The organism is Cryobacterium roopkundense, from assembly GCF_014200405.1.
Classification (GTDB): Bacteria; Actinomycetota; Actinomycetes; order Actinomycetales; family Microbacteriaceae; genus Cryobacterium; species Cryobacterium roopkundense.
Genome location: NZ_JACHBQ010000001.1, coordinates 85910 through 103473 on the forward strand (window position 1 = coordinate 85910; position 17564 = coordinate 103473).

Genomic DNA, 17564 nt, shown 5'->3' on the forward strand with positions numbered 1-17564 from the left:
TAGACGATGCCACGCAGTCTTAAGAAAGGCCCCTTCGTTGACGACCACCTGCTTCGCAAGGTAGTCACGGCGAACGAAGCCAAGAGCAAGAACGTTATCAAGACCTGGTCGCGCCGCTCGATGATCATCCCCGACATGCTCGGGCACACCATCGCAGTGCACGACGGTCGCAAGCACATCCCGGTGTTCGTCACCGAGAGCATGGTTGGGCACAAACTCGGTGAGTTCGCCCCCACGCGCACCTTCCGTGGACACGTGAAGGACGACAAGAAGGGCCGTCGCCGCTAACGCGGGGACGTGAAGGAGGAGAAGAAATGGTGGAGTCGATCGCACGCGTGCGTCACATCCGCGTTACCCCCCAGAAGGCTCGTCGCGTTGTCAACTTGATTCGCGGCAAGCAGGCGCACGAAGCGCTGGGCATTCTGAAGTTCGCACCCCAGGGCGCGAGCGATCCCGTGTACAAGCTGGTGGCCTCGGCCATCGCGAACGCACGGGTCAAGGCAGATGCTGCGAACACGTATCTGGACGAGCAGGACCTGTTCATCAGCCGGGCATTCGTTGACGAGGGTACGACCCTCAAGCGTTTCCAGGCTCGTGCACAGGGTCGCGCTTTCGAAATCAAGAAGCGCACCAGCCACATCACGGTTGTGCTCACCACTCCTGAGGAGGGTACGAAGTAATGGGTCAGAAAGTAAACCCCTATGGCTTCCGTCTGGGAATCACCACCGATCACGTGTCGCGTTGGTTCTCTGACTCAACGAAGCCGGGTCAGCGTTACGCTGACTTCGTTGCAGAAGACGTCAAGATCCGCAGCCTGTTGAGCACCAGCCTCGACCGCGCCGGCGTGTCCCGTATCGAGATCGAGCGCACTCGCGACCGTGTCCGTGTTGACATTCACACTGCCCGTCCGGGCATTGTGATTGGTCGCCGCGGTGCGGAGGCCGAGCGCATCCGCTCCGATCTCGAGAAGCTCACCGCCAAGCAGATCCAGCTGAACATCCTCGAGGTCAAGAACCCCGAGCAGGATGCACAGCTTGTCGCCCAGGGCATTGCCGAGCAGCTCTCCGCTCGTGTGGCTTTCCGCCGCGCGATGCGTAAGGGCCTGCAGGGCGCCCAGCGCGCCGGCGCCAAGGGTGTTCGCATCCAGGTGTCCGGTCGCCTCGGCGGCGCCGAGATGAGCCGTTCGGAGTTCTACCGCGAAGGCCGTGTGCCCCTGCACACGCTCCGTGCGAACATCGACTACGGCTTCTACGAAGCCAAGACCACCTTCGGCCGTATCGGCGTGAAGGTCTGGATCTACAAGGGCGACATCACCAACAAGGAACTCGCTCGCGAGCAGGCCAACGCTAAGTCGTCCCGCCCCGAGCGTCGTGACGACCGACCGCGCCGCGCGCCCCGCGTAGATGCTCCGGCAACTACGCCGGCTGCAGCTCCGGTCGCAGCAGGAGTTGAGGCTAAATAATGTTGATTCCCCGCAAGGTCAAGCACCGCAAGCAGCACCACCCGGGCCGTACCGGCCACGCAACCGGTGGCACCACGGTGTCGTTCGGTGAGTACGGTATTCAGGCGTTGACCCCCGCATATGTGACCAACCGTCAGATCGAGTCCGCTCGTATCGCCATGACGCGTCACATCAAGCGTGGCGGAAAGGTGTGGATCAACATCTACCCCGACCGTCCGCTCACGAAGAAGCCGGCCGAAACCCGCATGGGTTCCGGTAAGGGTTCTGTCGAGTGGTGGGTTGCCAACGTCAAGCCGGGTCGCGTTCTTTTCGAGCTCTCTGGTGTCACTGACGCCGTTGCTCGCGAAGCACTGACCCGTGCTATTCACAAGCTGCCCCTCAAGGCACGCATCATCAAGCGCGAGGAGGGCGACGCATAATGGCGATCGGAACCAAGGAGCTCGCCCCAGTCGAGCTCGATACTTTTGAAAATGAGCGACTGTTCGAAGAGCTGAAGAAGGCCAAGGAAGAGCTGTTCAACCTGCGCTTCCAGTCGGCTACCGGCCAGCTCGAAAGCCACGGCCGCCTGCGCGCCGTGAAGCGCGACATCGCTCGCATTTACACAGTTCTGCGCGAACGCGAGCTGGGCATTCGTGCCACGCCCGTTGCAGTCGAGCCTCCGGCCAAGGCTGAGAAGGCAGAAAAGAAGACCAAGAAGGCCAAGGCCGCGCCGGAGTCCACCACGGATGACGCCGCAGCCGAGGCCGTCGAGACGAAGGAGGCCTAGTCATGGCGAAGACTGACGAAACGGTCGTCGCAGGCGAAGCTACCGAGCTCGTACGCGGATACCGCAAGACGCTGCGTGGCTACGTAACCAGCGACAAGATGAACAAAACCATCATTGTCGTGGTTGAAGACCGCGTGAAGCACCCGCTGTACGGCAAGGTCATCCGCCGTACATCCAAGCTGAAGGCGCACGATGAGGCGAACTCCGCCGGCATCGGTGACCTGGTCCTGATCAGTGAGACCCGTCCGCTCAGCGCTTCCAAGCGCTGGCGCCTGGTCGAAATTCTCGAGAAGGCCAAGTAAGCCTCGCGCTTACTTGACAGAAGGAGATAAAAAGTGCTTCAGCAAGAATCACGCGTCAAGGTTGCCGACAACACCGGCGCCAAGGAACTCTTGACCATCCGTGTTCTCGGTGGCTCCGGCCGTCGTTACGCGGGCCTCGGTGACGTTATCGTCGCCACGGTCAAGGATGCAATCCCCGGCGGCAACGTCAAGAAGGGTGACATCGTCAAAGCTGTCATCGTTCGCACCAAGAAGGAGACCCGTCGTCCAGACGGCTCCTACATCAAGTTCGATGAGAACGCTGCAGTGATCTTGAAGGCAGACGGTGACCCCCGCGGCACCCGAATCTTCGGACCGGTCGGTCGCGAGCTTCGCGACAAGAAGTTCATGAAGATCATCTCGCTGGCACCGGAGGTTATTTAATCATGGCCAGAATCAAAAAGGGCGACCTCGTTGAGGTCATCACCGGCCGCAGCCAGGCTCGCGGCGGAGACCGTGGCAAGCAGGGCAAGATCATCTCTGTTGACGTCGAGAAGAACCGTGTCCTCGTTGAGGGCATCAACTTCGTGACCAAGCACGTTCGCGTCGGCCAGACCCAGCGCGGCACCAAGACCGGCGGCATCGAGACCTTCGAGGCACCGATTCACGTGTCCAACGTTGCGATCGTCGACCCGGAGACCAAGAAGCCGACACGCGTCGGTTTCCGTACCGAAGAGGTAACGAAGGACGGCGTCACCAAGACGGTCCGCGTTCGTTACGCAAAGAAGTCGGGTAAGGACCTCTAATGACTGACTCCGCAGTAGCAACAGAAGCTGCGGCTCCGGCTGGCAAAATCCAGCCGCGGCTCAAGCAGAAGTACCAGGACGAGATTCGCGCGAAGCTTTCCGCCGAACTCGGCTTCTCGAACGTGCACCGTATCCCCAACCTGACGAAGATTGTCGTCAACATGGGTGTCGGAGAAGCAGCTCGCGACGGCAAGGTGATGGACGGTGCGGTTTCTGACCTCACCAAGATCACCGGCCAGAAGCCGCAGGTCACCAAGGCTCGCAAGTCAATCGCGCAGTTCAAACTGCGTGAAGGACAGCCCATCGGCGCGCACGTCACACTTCGTGGCGACCGCATGTGGGAGTTCCTCGACCGTCTGCTCAGCCTCGCGCTTCCCCGTATCCGCGACTTCCGCGGCCTGTCGGACAAGCAGTTCGACGGTGCCGGCAACTACACCTTCGGTCTCACGGAGCAGGTTATGTTCCACGAGATCGACCAGGACCGCATCGACCGCGTTCGCGGCATGGACATCACAGTTGTGACGACAGCCCAGAACAACGACGAGGGCCGTGCGCTGCTCAAGGCGCTTGGCTTCCCGTTCAAGACGGCCGACGCAAAGTAGCGAGTAAAGTAGCCCAAGCGGTTCTTTAGTTTTTCACCCCGGGGGCCGGTCATCCGACCGGCCCCCTCACCACCACAGGTCGTCATCCGTGTAACGGATGGGCGAAACCAGGCGAGAAAGGCACCACAAAATGACAATGACAGATCCGGTCGCAGACATGCTGACCAGACTGCGCAACGCTAACTCGGCGTACCACGACACAGTGTCGATGCCGCATAGCAAATTGAAAGCGCACATCGCCGACATCCTCAAGGCACAGGGCTACATTTCAGCCTGGACCGTCACGGATGCCCGCGTTGGCCACACCCTCACGCTCGACCTGAAGTTCGGTCCGAACCGTGAGCGTTCCATCGTCGGCATCAAGCGGGTTTCCAAGCCCGGGCTGCGCGTGTACGCAAAGTCGACCGAGATCCCCACGGTTCTCGGCGGCCTCGGCGTTGCCATCCTGTCCACCTCCAGCGGTCTGCTCACGGACCGCCAGGCTGAGAAGAAGGGCGTAGGCGGAGAAGTTCTCGCCTACGTGTGGTAACCGACAATGTCACGTATTGGAAGACTGCCCATCCCGATCCCCGCTGGGGTTACGGTTGTGGCCGACGGCCAGGCCGTCTCCGTCAAGGGCCCGAAGGGCGAGCTCGCGCTTGTCGTCGCCAAGCCCATTGAGGTCAAGATCGAGGACGGTCACGTTCTCGTCACCCGCCCGAACGATGAGCGCAACTCGCGTTCGCTGCACGGGTTGACCCGCACCCTGATCAACAACCAGATCATCGGTGTCACCGTTGGTTACACCAAGGGCCTCGAAATCGTTGGTACCGGTTACCGCGCAGCGCAGAAGGGCACCTCCGTTGAGTTCGCCCTCGGCTTCTCGCACCCGGTCATCGTAGAGCCGCCGGTTGGAATCGTTTTGACTGTCGAGAGCGTCAACAAGCTCACGGTCAGCGGTATCGACAAGCAGGCTGTCGGCGAGGTCGCCGCCAACATTCGTAAGATTCGCAAGCCAGAGCCCTACAAGGGCAAGGGTGTGCGTTACGCCGGCGAGATTGTTCGCCGCAAGGCCGGAAAGAGTGGTAAGTAGCCATGGGACTCGGAACTAGAGGCAAGAGCAAGTCTGCTGCCCGTGGACGCAGGCACACACGTCTTCGCAAAAAGGTCGTAGGTACGGAGCTTCGCCCCCGCCTCGTCGTCACGCGATCGGCACGTCACGTATTCGTCCAGGTCGTCGACGACAGCAAGGGCTTCACCCTTGCGTCGGCATCCACGCTGGAGACTGACATGCGCACCTTCGATGGTGACAAGACCGCCAAGGCCCGCAAGGTCGGCGAACTTGTTGCTGAGCGCGCGAAAGCCGCCGGGATCGAATCTGTTGTATTTGACCGTGGTGGCAGCAAGTACGCGGGACGCGTCGCTGCCATTGCCGAGGGAGCTCGAGAGGGTGGATTGAACCTGTGAGCACTGAAACCAGCAAGACCGAAACCACAGCACCAGCTGCTGCCGTTGCAGAAGCGCCGGTTGAAACCGCCGCTTCGACGGCGCCTGCCCAGAACGAGCCTCGTGAGGCTCGTCGTGGCGGCCGTGAGCGCAACCCGAACAAGGACCGCGGAAGCCGCGATGCCGACAAGAGCCAGTTCCTGGAGCGCGTCGTCACCATCAACCGCGTGTCCAAGGTCGTCAAGGGTGGTCGTCGCTTCAGCTTCACCGCCCTCGTCGTGGTCGGAGACGGCAACGGACTGGTCGGCGTTGGATATGGCAAGGCCCGCGAGGTGCCGACCGCTATCTCCAAGGGCGTCGAGGAAGCGAAGAAGAACTTCTTCCGCGTTCCCCGCGTCGGCCTGACCATCCCGCACCCCGTACAGGGTGAGGCCGCAGCCGGCGTTGTCCTGCTCCGTCCGGCAGCAGCAGGTACCGGCGTTATCGCCGGTGGCCCGGTGCGCGCCGTACTCGAGTGTGCAGGCATCCACGACGTGCTGAGCAAGTCGCTCGGTTCGTCGAACACCATCAACATCGTGCACGCCACGGTGGCAGCACTGCACCAGCTCGAAGAGCCGCGTGCGGTTGCGGCTCGCCGTGGACTTGCATATGAAGACGTGGCTCCGGCCCGTTTCCTCCGTGCCGATGCCGCCGCAGCAGCCGCTGCAGCAACAGCAAAGGCAGGTGCGTGATGGCTCAGCTGAGGATCACACAGATCAAGTCCAAAATTAGTGAGAAGCAGAACCAGCGCGACACGCTTCGCAGCCTGGGTCTCCGACGCATTGGCGCCGTCACGATCCGCGAGGACAACTCGCAGAACCGTGGCTACGTCAACACCGTCGCTCACCTCGTGAAGGTCGAGGAGATTGACTAATGGCTGACGAGAAGGAAGCTACCAAGACGGTAGCCGACAAGCCCGCCACGAAGAAGGCTGCAGCTCCCAAGGCTGCCGCCAAGAAGGCGCCGAAGGCTGCAGCAGCAGTCAAGGCCGAACCGACTGAGCCCCGCGAGCACGTGCTGAAGGTACACCACCTTCGCCCGGCTCCCGGAGCCAAGAAGGCCCGCCAGCGCGTGGGCCGTGGTGAAGGATCCAAGGGTAAGACCGCGGGTCGTGGAACCAAGGGTACGAAGGCACGCTACAACGTGCGTATCGGCTTCGAGGGTGGGCAGATGCCTCTGCACATGCGCACCCCGAAACTGCGCGGATTCAAGAACCCGTTCCGGGTCGAGTACCAGGTTGTAAACCTGGAGCGTCTGGAAGAGCTGTACCCGACCGGAGGAGATGTCACCATCGCCGACCTGGTTGCCAAGGGCGCAGTTCGGGACAACGAGAAGGTCAAGGTTCTCGGAACCGGCGAAATTACTGTCAAGCTGACCGTTTCGGTCGACAAGGTCTCTGGCTCAGCACTGCAGAAGATTGTCGCCGCAGGCGGATCTGTAAAGTAATTCCGTAGTAGCACCTAGTCGAGCTTGTCGGGTTGCACCAATCGAATGATTCATTGGTGGAACTCGACAGGCTCGATCTGCGTTAAGCTCGATTTACGTTACAAACTGGAGGCCTTTTTTGTTTAGCGCCATTGCGCGGATTTTCCGCACGCCGGACCTTCGTAAGAAGATCGGCTTCACCCTGGGCATTATTGCCTTATTCCGTCTGGGCTCGTTCATCCCTGCCCCCTTCGTGGACTTCGGTAACGTGCAGGCTTGTCTTGCAGCCAACCAGGGCACCAGCGGCCTCTATGAGCTGGTCAACCTGTTCAGCGGTGGCGCGCTGCTCCAACTCTCCGTGTTTGCGCTGGGCATCATGCCCTACATCACGGCGTCGATCATCGTGCAGTTGCTGCGCGTGGTCATCCCTCACTTCGACACCCTCTACAAGGAGGGTGCGTCGGGCCAGAGCACTCTGACCCAGTACACGCGATACCTCACGATCGCCCTCGGTATCCTGCAGTCGACGACGCTGATCACGGTGGCGCGCAGTGGCGCCCTGTTCGGCACCTCGGCAAGTACCGAGTGCACGCAGCTCATCACGAATGACGCGTGGTACGCCATCATGCTCATGGTCATCACCATGACCGCCGGCACCGGCGTGATCATGTGGATGGGTGAGCTCGTCACCGAGCGCGGTATCGGCAACGGCATGTCGCTGATGATCTTCGTGTCGATCGCGGCGCTCTTCCCCACGTCCCTGTCGGCCATCGGCACGTCGCAGGGCCTCGACGTTCTGCTCATCGTGATCGCGGTCGGACTCCTGGTCGTCGCGGCGGTCGTCTTCGTCGAACAATCGCAGAGACGCATCCCGGTTCAGTACGCCAAGCGCATGGTGGGTCGTCGCACGTACGGTGGCAACAACACCTACATCCCGATCAAGGTCAACATGGCCGGTGTCATCCCGGTAATCTTCGCGTCCTCCCTGTTGTACCTGCCGGCCCTGATCGCGCAGTTCAACCAGCCGGCGGCCGGCCAGGAACCCATCCCGTGGGTCGTCTGGATCTCCAACAACCTCACCGGTGGCGACCAGCCGCTGTACATGGCCATGTACTTCCTGCTCATTATCGGCTTCACCTACTTCTACGTGGCGATCACGTTCAACCCCGAAGAGGTCGCCGACAACATGAAGAAGTACGGCGGGTTCATCCCGGGCATTCGCGCCGGGCGCCCGACGGCCGAGTACCTCGACTTCGTGCTCACGCGCATCACCCTCCCCGGGTCCATCTACCTCGGACTCATCGCCCTCCTCCCGCTGATCGCCTTCTCGGTGATCGGGGCGGACCAGAACTTCCCGTTCGGTGGCGCGAGCATTCTGATCGTCGTCGGCGTCGGGCTCGAGACGGTCAAGCAGATCGACTCGCAACTGCAACAGCGACATTATGAGGGGCTCCTTAAATGACCCGACTGCTACTGATCGGCCCGCCTGGCGCGGGCAAGGGCACGCAGGCTTCCCGCCTGGCCGAAGCCTTTGCCGTGCCGGCCGTGTCCACCGGAGACATCTTCCGGTTCAACGTGAAAAACGAAACAGCCCTCGGGCTCGAGGTCAAGGCGTTCATCGATGCCGGCGCCTACGTTCCCGATTCCCTCACGAACGCCATCGTGAAGGACCGCCTCGGAGAAGCGGATGCCGCAGCGGGCTTCCTTCTCGACGGCTACCCGCGCACCACCGACCAGGTGGCCGAGCTTGAGCGTCTGCTCGAGTCCGCCGGCACGAAGCTCGACGCCGTAGTACTCATCACGGCAGACACCGACGAGGTCGTCGCCCGCTTGCTCAAACGCGCCGAGGAGCAGGGTCGTGCAGACGATACCGCAGACGTCATTCGGCACCGGATGGACGTCTACGCCGAGCAGACGGCTCCGCTGATCGACGTCTACACATCACGCGGGCTCGTCGTCACGATCGATGGCCTGGGCGCCGTCGACGCGGTGACCGATCGTATCCTCGAGGCACTTGCCGAACGAGGATTGCACGCAACCGTCACCATCTAAAGGCTGCGACACGATTCGCAGCTAGTTTGTAGGCACCTCCATGAGCTTTCGACGCTCAATTTACAAAAACCCTGCCCAGCTGCGATTGATGATCGCGCCCGGTCTGGCCACGGCGGCTTCGCTCGCCGCGGCCAGGGCGGCCGCCGTCGCGGGAGCCACCACACTCGATGTGGACGCTGCGGCCGAGGCCGCGATTGTGGCACTCGGGGGCAAACCAAACTTCAAGCTCGAAGAGGGCTACCACCACACTGTGTGTGCATCGGTCAACGACGAGGTCGTGCACGGTATCCCGACAGCACGCGTGCTCATGCCTGGCGACGTCGTGTCGATTGATAGCGGCGCCATCATCGAGGGTTGGAACGGCGACGCCGCCTTCACGATCGTGATCCCGGATCCGGCACGACCGGAACTCGTGGCCGAGCGTCAGAAGCTGTCCGACGTGACGGAGCAATCGCTCTGGCACGGGATCGCCCGCCTATCGACCGCCCGCCACCTCAACGAGGTGGGCGAGGCCATAGAAGACTATGTGGAGAGCCAGGGCACCTACGGAATCCTGACGGACTATGTGGGGCACGGCATCGGACGTTCTATGCACGAGGCGCCGCCCGTGTTCAACTACCGTGTGCGAGCAAAGGGGCCAGAGATCAAGCCCGGACTCGTCGTGGCCATCGAGCCCATGGTGGTAATGGGCTCGATCGAGACCGACGTACGCTCGGATGACTGGACAGTCGCCACGAGCGACGGCCTCGCCGCGGCGCACTGGGAGCACAGCATCGCCGTGCACAAGGATGGCATCTGGGTTCTGACCGCGGAAGACGGCGGAGCGGCCGGCCTCGCCCAGTTCGGAATAATCCCCGTCCCCATCCCCTAGCGCGTCGCACCGGGTCTGAGGTTCGGCTCACGAGCGTCTACTAGGGAAACGCATCGTGTTCCCCATCCCGCTGGTCGAGGAGCGAGGCACGAGCGTCTCGAGACCGCGCGAGCCGACTCTCCGACTCGGCTCACCCGGTCTCGAGACACGCCGTAGACGGCGTTCCTCGACCAGCGGAGGGGGCGGAAAACCGCGACGCATTCCGCATCCCCCGATGGCGCGAAGCACCAGAACGGCTCGAGACGCGCGCCAGCGCGCACTCCTCGACCAGCGGAGGGGGAAAGACCGGATGGGCGCGAGGCGAGGTCGGCTCGTGGGGCCTACTGGTCTATGAGGTGCACGAGCTCGTCGATGAATGACGGAAAGTCCACCGAGCGCTTGATCAGGCGCTGCACGTCGGCGCGTTCGGTGAAGACCTCGACGAACTGGTCGAACACCGACTGGAATGACGCCCGCCCGGCCGCGCTGAACGCGATCAGGGCCACCACGTTCACCCGGCTGTCACCCCAGGCCATCGCGGAGTCGTTCACGGCGATGGCGATGGACGTCTGCTGCGCCGTCATGGCCATGGCGTGCGGTACGGCGAGGTGGTCCGTGAAAGCGGTGGAGGACATCCGCTCGCGTTCGATGGCGCCGTCGACGTAACTCGGGTCAATCAATCCGCGCGCGACCATGCGCCCGCCGAGTTCGCGAATCATCGCCTCTTCGGTCGGCGCAGAAAAATTGCGCAGATACAGCGACTCGTCAAAGAACTGCAGCAGGTCGCCCTTGATCTGCGCCCGGCGGCGGGACCTGCGCACTCTGATGGCGGCTTCACGGATGCGGTGAACGTCACCTTCCGTGAGGAACGGCTGGATAACGATCACGCCGTCTGTGGGCACTGGAGGCTCGATTGTGGTGAGCACGAGGTCGGCGCGCAACTCGTCCCACTGTACGTCGCTGCGCGTGATCTGGGCCACGACGATGAGATCGTCACTCAGGAGGCGTTCGATGCGCTGCCTCAGCTGAACGTGCATCGTGTAGTAATTGGGGCAGACGATGACGCACGTGACGAGTTCCTCTGTGCGCGATCGCTGTTCGAGGTGCGACCCCACGTGCATGGCGATGTAGGCGATCTCGTCGTCGTTGATGCGGATCTGCTCTTCGCGCTGGAGCTCGCTCGCGATGTACACGGCAAGCTCGTAGATCATCGGGTACGAGGTTTTAATCGACCGGGTGAGTGGGTTGCGCGAGTAATCCTGCACCTGGGCGCGGTCGATGAGATTGCGAACATGGAGCGTCAGGCGCGCGATGAAATCGTCGTCGGCCAGGTCCACGAGGTATTCCTCGCTCGCCTGAGCCACGATGCGCCGCACGACGGAGAGGTCGTCGGCACGGGCGACGGTATCCCCGACGGCGTCGGCCTGGTCGTGGCCGGGCGTGACGACCCTGGTCTGCAGCAAGAGCACGAGATAGGCGAGGTCGACAGGGTCGAGCGCGACGCCGAAGTGCGTCTCGATCAGGGCGGCCACCGCGATCCCAAGATCGTCGGCGACCGGGGCGCCTGCTGCCGTTCCGGTGACGGCACGCTTGCTCACCCGGTCCACGGCGATCGCCACGTGCAGCAGCACATTGTTGGTGCCGTACTCATTGACGAAGTAGCCGCGGGCATCGAGCATGGCGATCAGGTCGGTCTTGAACGCGCCGAGGCTGTCGGAGGCGAACTCCTTCTGGATGGCCGCGAGTTCGAGGAATCCACGGGTGCTTTCCTCGCGGAACATGCGGCTCAGGAGCCGGCGACGGTCCGTTTCGGACCCCACCAGGGTCACGAGGCTCCCGTGCCGGCTGAGGGACAGGCCGGTATCCGGCAGCAGCGCACGCACACGCGACAGGTCGGCCTCGACCGTGGAGTCGCTCACGAAGACGTCGGCGGCGAGCTCGTAGACATCGAGGCCGTCTGTGGAGTCGGTCAGGCGCCGAACCAGCTGGTACAGCCGGTTCTGCGGGGTGTCAGCGCCAGTCTGCCGTCGCGGCCGTGCCGTTCGGAAGGCCGCATAGGCCTCGCGGTTCAGGCGGTAACCGGCGGGGCCCGACTCGACCACCTCGAGCGGATCCGCAGCGGTCTTCACGCTCGTGACATAGCTGCGCACACTCCGAGGGGTCACGCCGAGGTAGTCGGCGAGTTCGCCTGCGGTGACCCAGGAGGGGGAGCGGAGGAGGTAATCGAGCATCCTCGCTTGTTTGTCGCTCATAGTGCCCTGTGGTTGTCGTTCGCGGTCCCGGTTCTTTACGATCCTAGCCCCCGCACCCGGGCGTTTCCGGGGGTGCGGAAACGTGTCTGGTGGCCCCCGGAAGAGCCGCGCCGCAGACTGTAATGAGCCTAAAGAGCCGAAGAAGAAGGGGCGAATCAATGAGGATTCATGTCGTATGTGGTGCCGGTGCCTCGAGCACCTTCGTGGCACTGCGTCTGCGCAAGAGCGCGGCGGCCCGCGGGCTCTCGGTGCACGTGACGGCCGGGAGCGAGTCAGACCTGGACAGCGTTCTGCCGAACGTCGATGTGCTCCTCGTCGGTCCGCACTTGGCTTCACGCTTCGCCGCGATTCGTCTGAACGCCGACGCGGCCGGTGTCGAGGCGCGCCTGCTGCCCGATACAGTCTTCGCCGCTCGCGATGGCGAGGAAGCTCTCGCCCTCGCGCTCGATGCTGCAGGCACTCACTCGTGATTCTCTCCACACACCAGCACGCAACGAAAGGCACCGCAATGCTTGAACGAACCGTTCTCGTGGGCTCGACCCACGGCCTGCACGCTCGCCCCGCCAAACTCTTCTGCCAGGCAGCCGCGGCGGCCGGTGTGCCCATCACTCTCACCAAGAACGGTGGCAAGACCGTCAACGCGGCAAGCATCCTCGGCGTGATCTCCCTCGGCATCAGCCACGGCGACGAGGTCACCCTCGCGGCCGACGGCGACACCGCGGAAGTCGTGCTCGACGAGCTCGCCCAGTTGCTGCTCACCGACCACGACGCCTAGGGAACGCGCATGGAACTGCAGGGAATCGGAATCGGCCGGGGCGTGGCCGTGGGCCGCATCGTGCGTATGCCCGAGCCGCTGCCCGACCCCGCGGCCGAGCCCAGCGCTCTCACGCCGGCGGCCGAGGGTGACCGCGTCGCCGAGGCTCTCGGCGCCGTGGCGGCCGACCTGCTCGTGCGCGCGGCGAGGGCCGGCGGAGTGGCAGCCGAGGTGCTTGAGGCGCAATCGATGATGGCGGAGGACCCGAGCCTCGTCGACGACGTCACCCTGCGGCTCTCCACCGGCGTCACCGCCGAGCGCGCGGTCTTCGAGGCCTTCGCTGCCTTCCGCGACATGCTCACCGAGCTCGGCGGCTACATGGCCGAACGGGCGGGCGACCTCGACGACGTGTCGCAGCGGGTTGTCGCGCGGCTCTCCGGAGTGGCGGCGCCCGGGGTACCCGACCCTGGGCATCCGTTCATCCTCGTGGCCCGCGACCTGGCTCCGGCCGACACGGCGACCCTCGACCTGAGCCAGGTGCTCGGGCTGGTTACCCTCGACGGTGGTCCCACCTCGCACACCGCTATCCTGGCGCGCGAGAAGTCCATCGTTGCCCTGGTGGGCGTGTCCGGGGCTCGCGGTCTCTCCGACGGCGACGAGGTCATCCTGGACGCCGCCAACGGCGTCGTCGTCACATCGCCGAGCGCCCAACAGCTCGCCGAAGCGCATGCACGTGAGGCAGCCCGCGCTGCCAGAGCGCTGTTGCCGGTGACGCCGGGTCGGCTCGCCGACGGCACTCCCATCCCGCTGCTGGCCAACCTCGGCTCTGCCGACGGCGCTGACGCGGCCGCCGCGCTCGGCGCCGAAGGGGTTGGCCTATTTCGCACCGAATTCCTGTTTCTCGACGCAGCGACCGCTCCGACCGTGGAACAGCAACGCGTGGAATACGAGCGGATGCTGCGCGCCTTCCCCGGCAAGAAGGTCGTGGTGCGGGCACTGGACGCCGGAGCGGACAAGCCCCTGGCCTTTCTCAACGACGCCCGCGAAGAAAACCCGGCCCTCGGCCTGCGAGGACTGCGTGCGCTGCGTGCGAGCGAGCAGATACTCCGCGACCAGCTCGACGCGCTCGCCCAGGCGAACGCCGCCACCGACGCGGAGCTGTGGGTGATGGCGCCGATGGTCGCCACTGTCGAGGAGACCCGGTACTTCGTGGCACTCGCGCGTGAACGCGGACTCAAGACCGCCGGCGTGATGGTGGAGATCCCCTCCGCCGCGCTGCTTGCAGACCGTCTTCTGCGGCACGCCGACTTCGCCTCTATCGGCACGAACGACCTGACCCAGTACACGCTCGCCGCCGACCGAATGCTCGGCTCCGTGGCCGCGTTCCAAGACCCTTGGAACCCAGCGGTTCTGCGACTGGTGGCCGAGGTCGGCGCGGCCGGTGCCGCGCTCGGCAAACCCGTTGGCGTGTGCGGCGAGGCCGCGGCCGATCCGCTGCTCGCCGTGGTGCTCGTGGGCCTCGGCGCGACGAGCCTGTCGATGTCCGCCTCGGCCCTGGCCGACGTGCGCGCCACTCTCGGCGACTTCACGAGTGACCAGGCCCGGCGGCTCGCCGCGCTCGCGCTCGCGGCGGACGATGCGGCATCCGCTCGTGAAGCCGTGGCGGCCGAGGTCCCCGTGCTCCTGACACTACCCACCCCCACCCTGCAGCACTCCTCAGAAAGGTACTGAAATGACGACGACGTCAGCCGACACCAAACGAACGGGCACTCGTGTGCACGTTCAGCGCTTCGGCACATTCCTCAGCGGAATGGTCATGCCCAACATTCCCGCATTCATCGCGTGGGGCCTCATCACCGCGCTGTTCATCCCCACGGGGTGGACCCCCAACGAAACCTTCGCCACGCTCGTCGACCCGATGATCATTTACATGCTGCCGTTGCTGATTGCCAACACCGGTGGCCGCATGATCTACGACACGCGCGGCGGCGTGGTCGCCACGATCGCCACGATGGGTGTGATCGTCGGCAGCGAGATCCCGATGTTCATCGGTGCCATGATCGTGGGTCCTCTCGCCGCCTACCTTCTGAAGAAGGTTGACAGTATCTGGGAGGGCAAGATCAAGGCCGGCTTCGAGATGCTCGTGAACAACTTCACGGCAGGAATCCTCGGCGCCATCCTCGCCCTCGGCGCGTTCGTGGGCATCGCCCCGCTCGTGACAGGGCTGAGCAACCTGCTCGAGGCGGGCGTGGACTTCCTGATCGCCAACGGACTGCTGCCCCTCGCGAGCATCCTGATCGAGCCGGGCAAGATTCTCTTCCTCAACAACGCCATCAACCACGGCGTGCTCACCCCGCTTGGCGTGCAGCAGGTTGCCGACACCGGCAAGTCGATCCTGTTCCTGCTCGAGGCCAACCCCGGCCCCGGGCTCGGCATCCTGCTCGCGTTCACGTTCTTCGGTGTGGGCATCGCCCGGGCCAGCGCCCCCGGCGCGATCGTCATCCAGTTTCTCGGCGGTATCCACGAGATCTACTTCCCGTACGTGCTCATGAAGCCGATGCTCGTTCTCGCTGCCATCGGTGGCGGCATGACCGGTGTGGCCATCAACGTGGCGTTCGCCACGGGACTGCGTGCCCCGGCATCTCCCGGCAGCATCTTCGCCGTGCTCTTCCAGACGTCGCCCGACAGCTACGTGGGCGTCATCCTTTCGGTGATCGGTGCGGCGACGGTATCGTTCCTCATCGCCTCCGTCATCCTGCGGGCCAGTCGCCGGCGCGACCTCGCCGCAGGTGACGGCCTCGACCTGATCGCGGCCGTGGCGAAGACCGAAGCGAACAAGGGCAAGTCCAGCTCGGTGCTCGGCGGACTCGTGGGTTCCAGCGCAACGGATGCCGAGGCAGGCGACGCCGCGCCGGCTCGCGAACTCCGCAACATCGTGTTCGCCTGCGACGCCGGGATGGGCTCGAGCGCCATGGGTGCATCGGTGCTGCGGAACAAGATCAAGAAGGCCGGAATCGAGGGCGTCACGGTGACCAACAAGGCCATCGCCAACCTCGACGGGAGCGCCGACCTGGTGATCACGCACCAGGACCTCACTGACCGCGCCCGGGCCAAGTCGCCGGCCTCGGTGCACGTGTCCGTGGACAATTTCATGAACAGCCCGAAATACGACGAGGTCGTGGGCATGCTCGAGCACCAGACGAACGAAGGAGCCACAAAATGACCGACATTCTCGAACCCCGCAACCTCGTAGCAGAGGGAACGGCCCGCACGTGGGACGAGGCGATCCGTGAGGCTGGGGGCCTGCTCGTGGCCTCCGGCGCCGTGAACGAAGACTATGTGGCGTCTATGTTCGAGCGCGAAGCATCCGTTTCGACGTACATGGGCAACTTCCTGGCCATCCCGCACGGCACGAATGACGCCAAGGAGTCCATTCTGCGCTCGGCGCTGTCGCTTGTGCGCTACGCCGAACCGATCGATTGGAACGGCAATCCGGTGCGCTTCGCGGTGGGCATCGCGGGGCTCAACAACGAGCACCTCGAGATTCTCTCCAAGATCGCGATCGTGTTCTCCGACGAAGACGAGGTCGCGAAACTCATCGACGCCGGCTCTGCCGAGGAGATCTTCGCCCTTCTCGAGGAGGTCAACGCAGAATGAAGGCCATTCACTTCGGCGCGGGCAATATCGGGCGCGGCTTCGTCGGACTCCTGCTGCACGAAGCCGGGTACGAGGTTGTCTTCGCCGATGTGAATTCCGCCCTCATTGACGCGCTGCATGCCGCGCCGAGCTACGAGGTGCACGAGATGGGGGAGGGGGCCCGTCAGCACACAGTGCGGGGCTTCAGGGCCATCAACAGCGCCACTGATACCGAGGCGCTGATTGACGAGATCGCCACGGCCGACGTCGTGACGACGGCCGTGGGTCCGAACATTCTCACGTTCGTGGCCCCGGTGATCGCGGCCGGGCTGGCTCGCAGGTCTGCGTCGCTCCCGCCGCTCGCCGTGATGGCGTGCGAGAACGCGATCAACGCCACCGACCTGCTCGCCGAGCACGTGCACAGCCATGTGACGGTCGCCGACTGGCCCAGCATCTCGGCTCGCGCCGCCTTCGCCAACACGGCAGTCGACCGCATCGTGCCGAACCAGGCAGCGGATGCCGGCCTCACGGTGACGGTGGAGGCCTTCCACGAATGGGTCATCGAGCGCGGCGCATTCGGCGATGCCGTTCCGACGATCCCCGGAGCCACGTTCGTCGACAACCTCGAACCCTACATTGAGCGCAAGCTGTTCACCGTAAACACCGGGCACGCCACCATCGCCTACCTCGGCAGCCGGGCCGGCGTGACCACGATCGCCGAGGCCCTCGACGTTCCGGAGGTCGTGGCGTCGGCACGCAGCGTGCTTGAGGAGACCTCTGCACTGCTCGTGACCAAGCACGGGCTCGACGAGGCCGCCCAACGCGACTACCGCGAGAAGATCCTCGTACGCTTCAGCAACCCCGCTCTGCTCGACACCGTCGAGCGGGTGGGCCGGCAGCCGCTGCGCAAGCTCAGCCGCCACGAACGTTTCATCGGTCCGGCGGCGGAAATCGCCGAATCGGGCATCACGCCCGTGGCCCTCCTGGGCGCGATCGGTGCGGCGCTGCGCTTCAGCGTCGTGGCCGATGAGCAGAGCGTCGAGCTTCAGCGGATGCTGCGCGCCGAGAGCGCGGAGCACCTGGTCGAGCAGGTCTGCGGGCTCGACCAGGCGCATCCGCTCTTCGCGGCAGTCGTGCTCGAAGTACGACGCGCGCAGGGATTATAGGACTGAATTGCCAAAAGGCAATTTCATACCATAAGATTGACCCTTGGTGTCCGGCATCGCCTTTTGTGG

At 64.0% G+C, this 17564-nt stretch carries 25 protein-coding genes; 24 read left to right on the forward strand and 1 reads right to left on the reverse strand.

The features are described from left to right. Positions 1-6: 6 nt before the first annotated feature. The 18 genes from rpsS to map all read left to right on the forward strand — a co-directional run bounded on the left by rpsS (position 7) and on the right by map (position 9708). Positions 7-288, forward strand: a complete 282-nt coding sequence (gene rpsS / locus BJ997_RS00400; RefSeq protein ID WP_035834613.1) for a 30S ribosomal protein S19 — start codon at positions 7-9, stop codon at positions 286-288. Between the two features lie 26 nt (positions 289-314). After that, positions 315-680, forward strand: a complete 366-nt coding sequence (rplV, locus tag BJ997_RS00405) for a 50S ribosomal protein L22 (RefSeq protein ID WP_035834614.1) — start codon at positions 315-317, stop codon at positions 678-680. After that, positions 680-1462 (forward strand): 30S ribosomal protein S3, encoded by a 783-nt coding sequence (gene rpsC, locus BJ997_RS00410; protein WP_035834615.1) that lies wholly within the window; start codon positions 680-682, stop codon positions 1460-1462. Before rplV ends, rpsC begins: the two co-directional genes overlap by 1 nt. After that, a complete protein-coding gene (rplP, locus tag BJ997_RS00415) occupies positions 1462-1881 on the forward strand; it encodes a 50S ribosomal protein L16 (RefSeq protein ID WP_035834617.1) in 420 nt (139 codons plus the stop codon). Before rpsC ends, rplP begins: the two co-directional genes overlap by 1 nt. Then, positions 1881-2228, forward strand: a complete 348-nt coding sequence (rpmC, locus tag BJ997_RS21690) for a 50S ribosomal protein L29 (RefSeq protein WP_035834618.1) — start codon at positions 1881-1883, stop codon at positions 2226-2228. The genes rplP and rpmC overlap by 1 nt, the downstream gene beginning before the upstream one ends. A 2-nt stretch (positions 2229-2230) precedes the next feature. Further along, on the forward strand, positions 2231-2530 hold the full coding sequence (rpsQ, locus tag BJ997_RS00425) for a 30S ribosomal protein S17 (RefSeq protein ID WP_035834619.1): 300 nt from the start codon (positions 2231-2233) through the stop codon (positions 2528-2530). 33 nt (positions 2531-2563) lie between these two features. Continuing rightward, complete coding sequence (rplN, locus tag BJ997_RS00430; RefSeq protein ID WP_035834620.1) at positions 2564-2932, forward strand: 50S ribosomal protein L14; 369 nt, start codon at positions 2564-2566, stop codon at positions 2930-2932. 2 nt (positions 2933-2934) lie between these two features. Continuing rightward, positions 2935-3294 carry a 50S ribosomal protein L24 gene (gene rplX / locus BJ997_RS00435; protein WP_035834621.1) on the forward strand — a complete coding sequence of 120 codons (360 nt, stop codon included), beginning with the start codon at positions 2935-2937 and terminating at the stop codon, positions 3292-3294. Beyond that, positions 3294-3896, forward strand: a complete 603-nt coding sequence (gene rplE, locus BJ997_RS00440) for a 50S ribosomal protein L5 (protein WP_052541838.1) — start codon at positions 3294-3296, stop codon at positions 3894-3896. The genes rplX and rplE overlap by 1 nt, the downstream gene beginning before the upstream one ends. 130 nt (positions 3897-4026) lie before the next feature. Next, positions 4027-4425 (forward strand): 30S ribosomal protein S8, encoded by a 399-nt coding sequence (rpsH, locus tag BJ997_RS00445; RefSeq protein ID WP_035834623.1) that lies wholly within the window; start codon positions 4027-4029, stop codon positions 4423-4425. Positions 4426-4431: 6 nt separating this feature from the next. Then, the gene (gene rplF / locus BJ997_RS00450; protein WP_035834624.1) at positions 4432-4968 is read left to right on the forward strand and encodes a 50S ribosomal protein L6; all 537 of its coding nucleotides are present in this window, start codon (positions 4432-4434) and stop codon (positions 4966-4968) included. 2 nt (positions 4969-4970) lie between these two features. Then, the gene (rplR, locus tag BJ997_RS00455; protein ID WP_035834625.1) at positions 4971-5342 is read left to right on the forward strand and encodes a 50S ribosomal protein L18; all 372 of its coding nucleotides are present in this window, start codon (positions 4971-4973) and stop codon (positions 5340-5342) included. Next, a complete protein-coding gene (rpsE, locus tag BJ997_RS00460; protein ID WP_035834626.1) occupies positions 5339-6052 on the forward strand; it encodes a 30S ribosomal protein S5 in 714 nt (237 codons plus the stop codon). Before rplR ends, rpsE begins: the two co-directional genes overlap by 4 nt. Next, positions 6052-6234, forward strand: coding sequence for a 50S ribosomal protein L30 (rpmD, locus tag BJ997_RS00465; protein WP_174775401.1), 183 nt, complete (start codon positions 6052-6054; stop codon positions 6232-6234). Before rpsE ends, rpmD begins: the two co-directional genes overlap by 1 nt. Beyond that, a complete protein-coding gene (rplO, locus tag BJ997_RS00470; RefSeq protein WP_084140969.1) occupies positions 6234-6806 on the forward strand; it encodes a 50S ribosomal protein L15 in 573 nt (190 codons plus the stop codon). The genes rpmD and rplO overlap by 1 nt, the downstream gene beginning before the upstream one ends. Positions 6807-6924: 118 nt before the next feature. Beyond that, entirely contained in the window at positions 6925-8247 is a 1323-nt protein-coding gene (secY, locus tag BJ997_RS00475) for a preprotein translocase subunit SecY (protein ID WP_035834628.1), read from the forward strand. Next, positions 8244-8837 (forward strand): adenylate kinase, encoded by a 594-nt coding sequence (locus BJ997_RS00480; protein WP_183323204.1) that lies wholly within the window; start codon positions 8244-8246, stop codon positions 8835-8837. The genes secY and BJ997_RS00480 overlap by 4 nt, the downstream gene beginning before the upstream one ends. A gap of 40 nt (positions 8838-8877) precedes the next feature. Then, a complete protein-coding gene (gene map, locus BJ997_RS00485; protein WP_035834629.1) occupies positions 8878-9708 on the forward strand; it encodes a type I methionyl aminopeptidase in 831 nt (276 codons plus the stop codon). Between the two features lie 320 nt (positions 9709-10028). On the opposite strand, the gene BJ997_RS00490 is transcribed toward map, so the two are convergent. Next, positions 10029-11939, reverse strand: a complete 1911-nt coding sequence (locus tag BJ997_RS00490; RefSeq protein ID WP_035834630.1) for a BglG family transcription antiterminator — start codon at positions 11937-11939, stop codon at positions 10029-10031. Positions 11940-12097: 158 nt separating this feature from the next. Here BJ997_RS00490 and BJ997_RS00495 point away from each other — a divergent pair, with 158 nt between their 5' ends. From BJ997_RS00495 to BJ997_RS00520, 6 genes are read left to right on the forward strand one after another with little or no spacing between them, the layout of a single operon-like run. Beyond that, positions 12098-12409: a PTS sugar transporter subunit IIB gene (locus tag BJ997_RS00495; protein ID WP_035834631.1), complete on the forward strand. Its 312-nt coding sequence runs from the start codon at positions 12098-12100 to the stop codon at positions 12407-12409. A gap of 38 nt (positions 12410-12447) precedes the next feature. After that, entirely contained in the window at positions 12448-12714 is a 267-nt protein-coding gene (locus BJ997_RS00500) for an HPr family phosphocarrier protein (protein ID WP_035834632.1), read from the forward strand. A gap of 9 nt (positions 12715-12723) precedes the next feature. Beyond that, positions 12724-14424 carry a phosphoenolpyruvate--protein phosphotransferase gene (gene ptsP / locus BJ997_RS00505; protein ID WP_052541839.1) on the forward strand — a complete coding sequence of 567 codons (1701 nt, stop codon included), beginning with the start codon at positions 12724-12726 and terminating at the stop codon, positions 14422-14424. 1 nt (position 14425) lies between these two features. Beyond that, positions 14426-15916, forward strand: a complete 1491-nt coding sequence (locus tag BJ997_RS00510) for a PTS mannitol transporter subunit IIBC (protein WP_035834633.1) — start codon at positions 14426-14428, stop codon at positions 15914-15916. Further along, positions 15913-16350, forward strand: coding sequence for a PTS mannitol transporter subunit IIA (locus BJ997_RS00515; RefSeq protein WP_035834635.1), 438 nt, complete (start codon positions 15913-15915; stop codon positions 16348-16350). Before BJ997_RS00510 ends, BJ997_RS00515 begins: the two co-directional genes overlap by 4 nt. Further along, a complete protein-coding gene (locus BJ997_RS00520; protein WP_035834636.1) occupies positions 16347-17495 on the forward strand; it encodes a mannitol-1-phosphate 5-dehydrogenase in 1149 nt (382 codons plus the stop codon). Before BJ997_RS00515 ends, BJ997_RS00520 begins: the two co-directional genes overlap by 4 nt. Positions 17496-17564 lie beyond the last annotated feature (69 nt).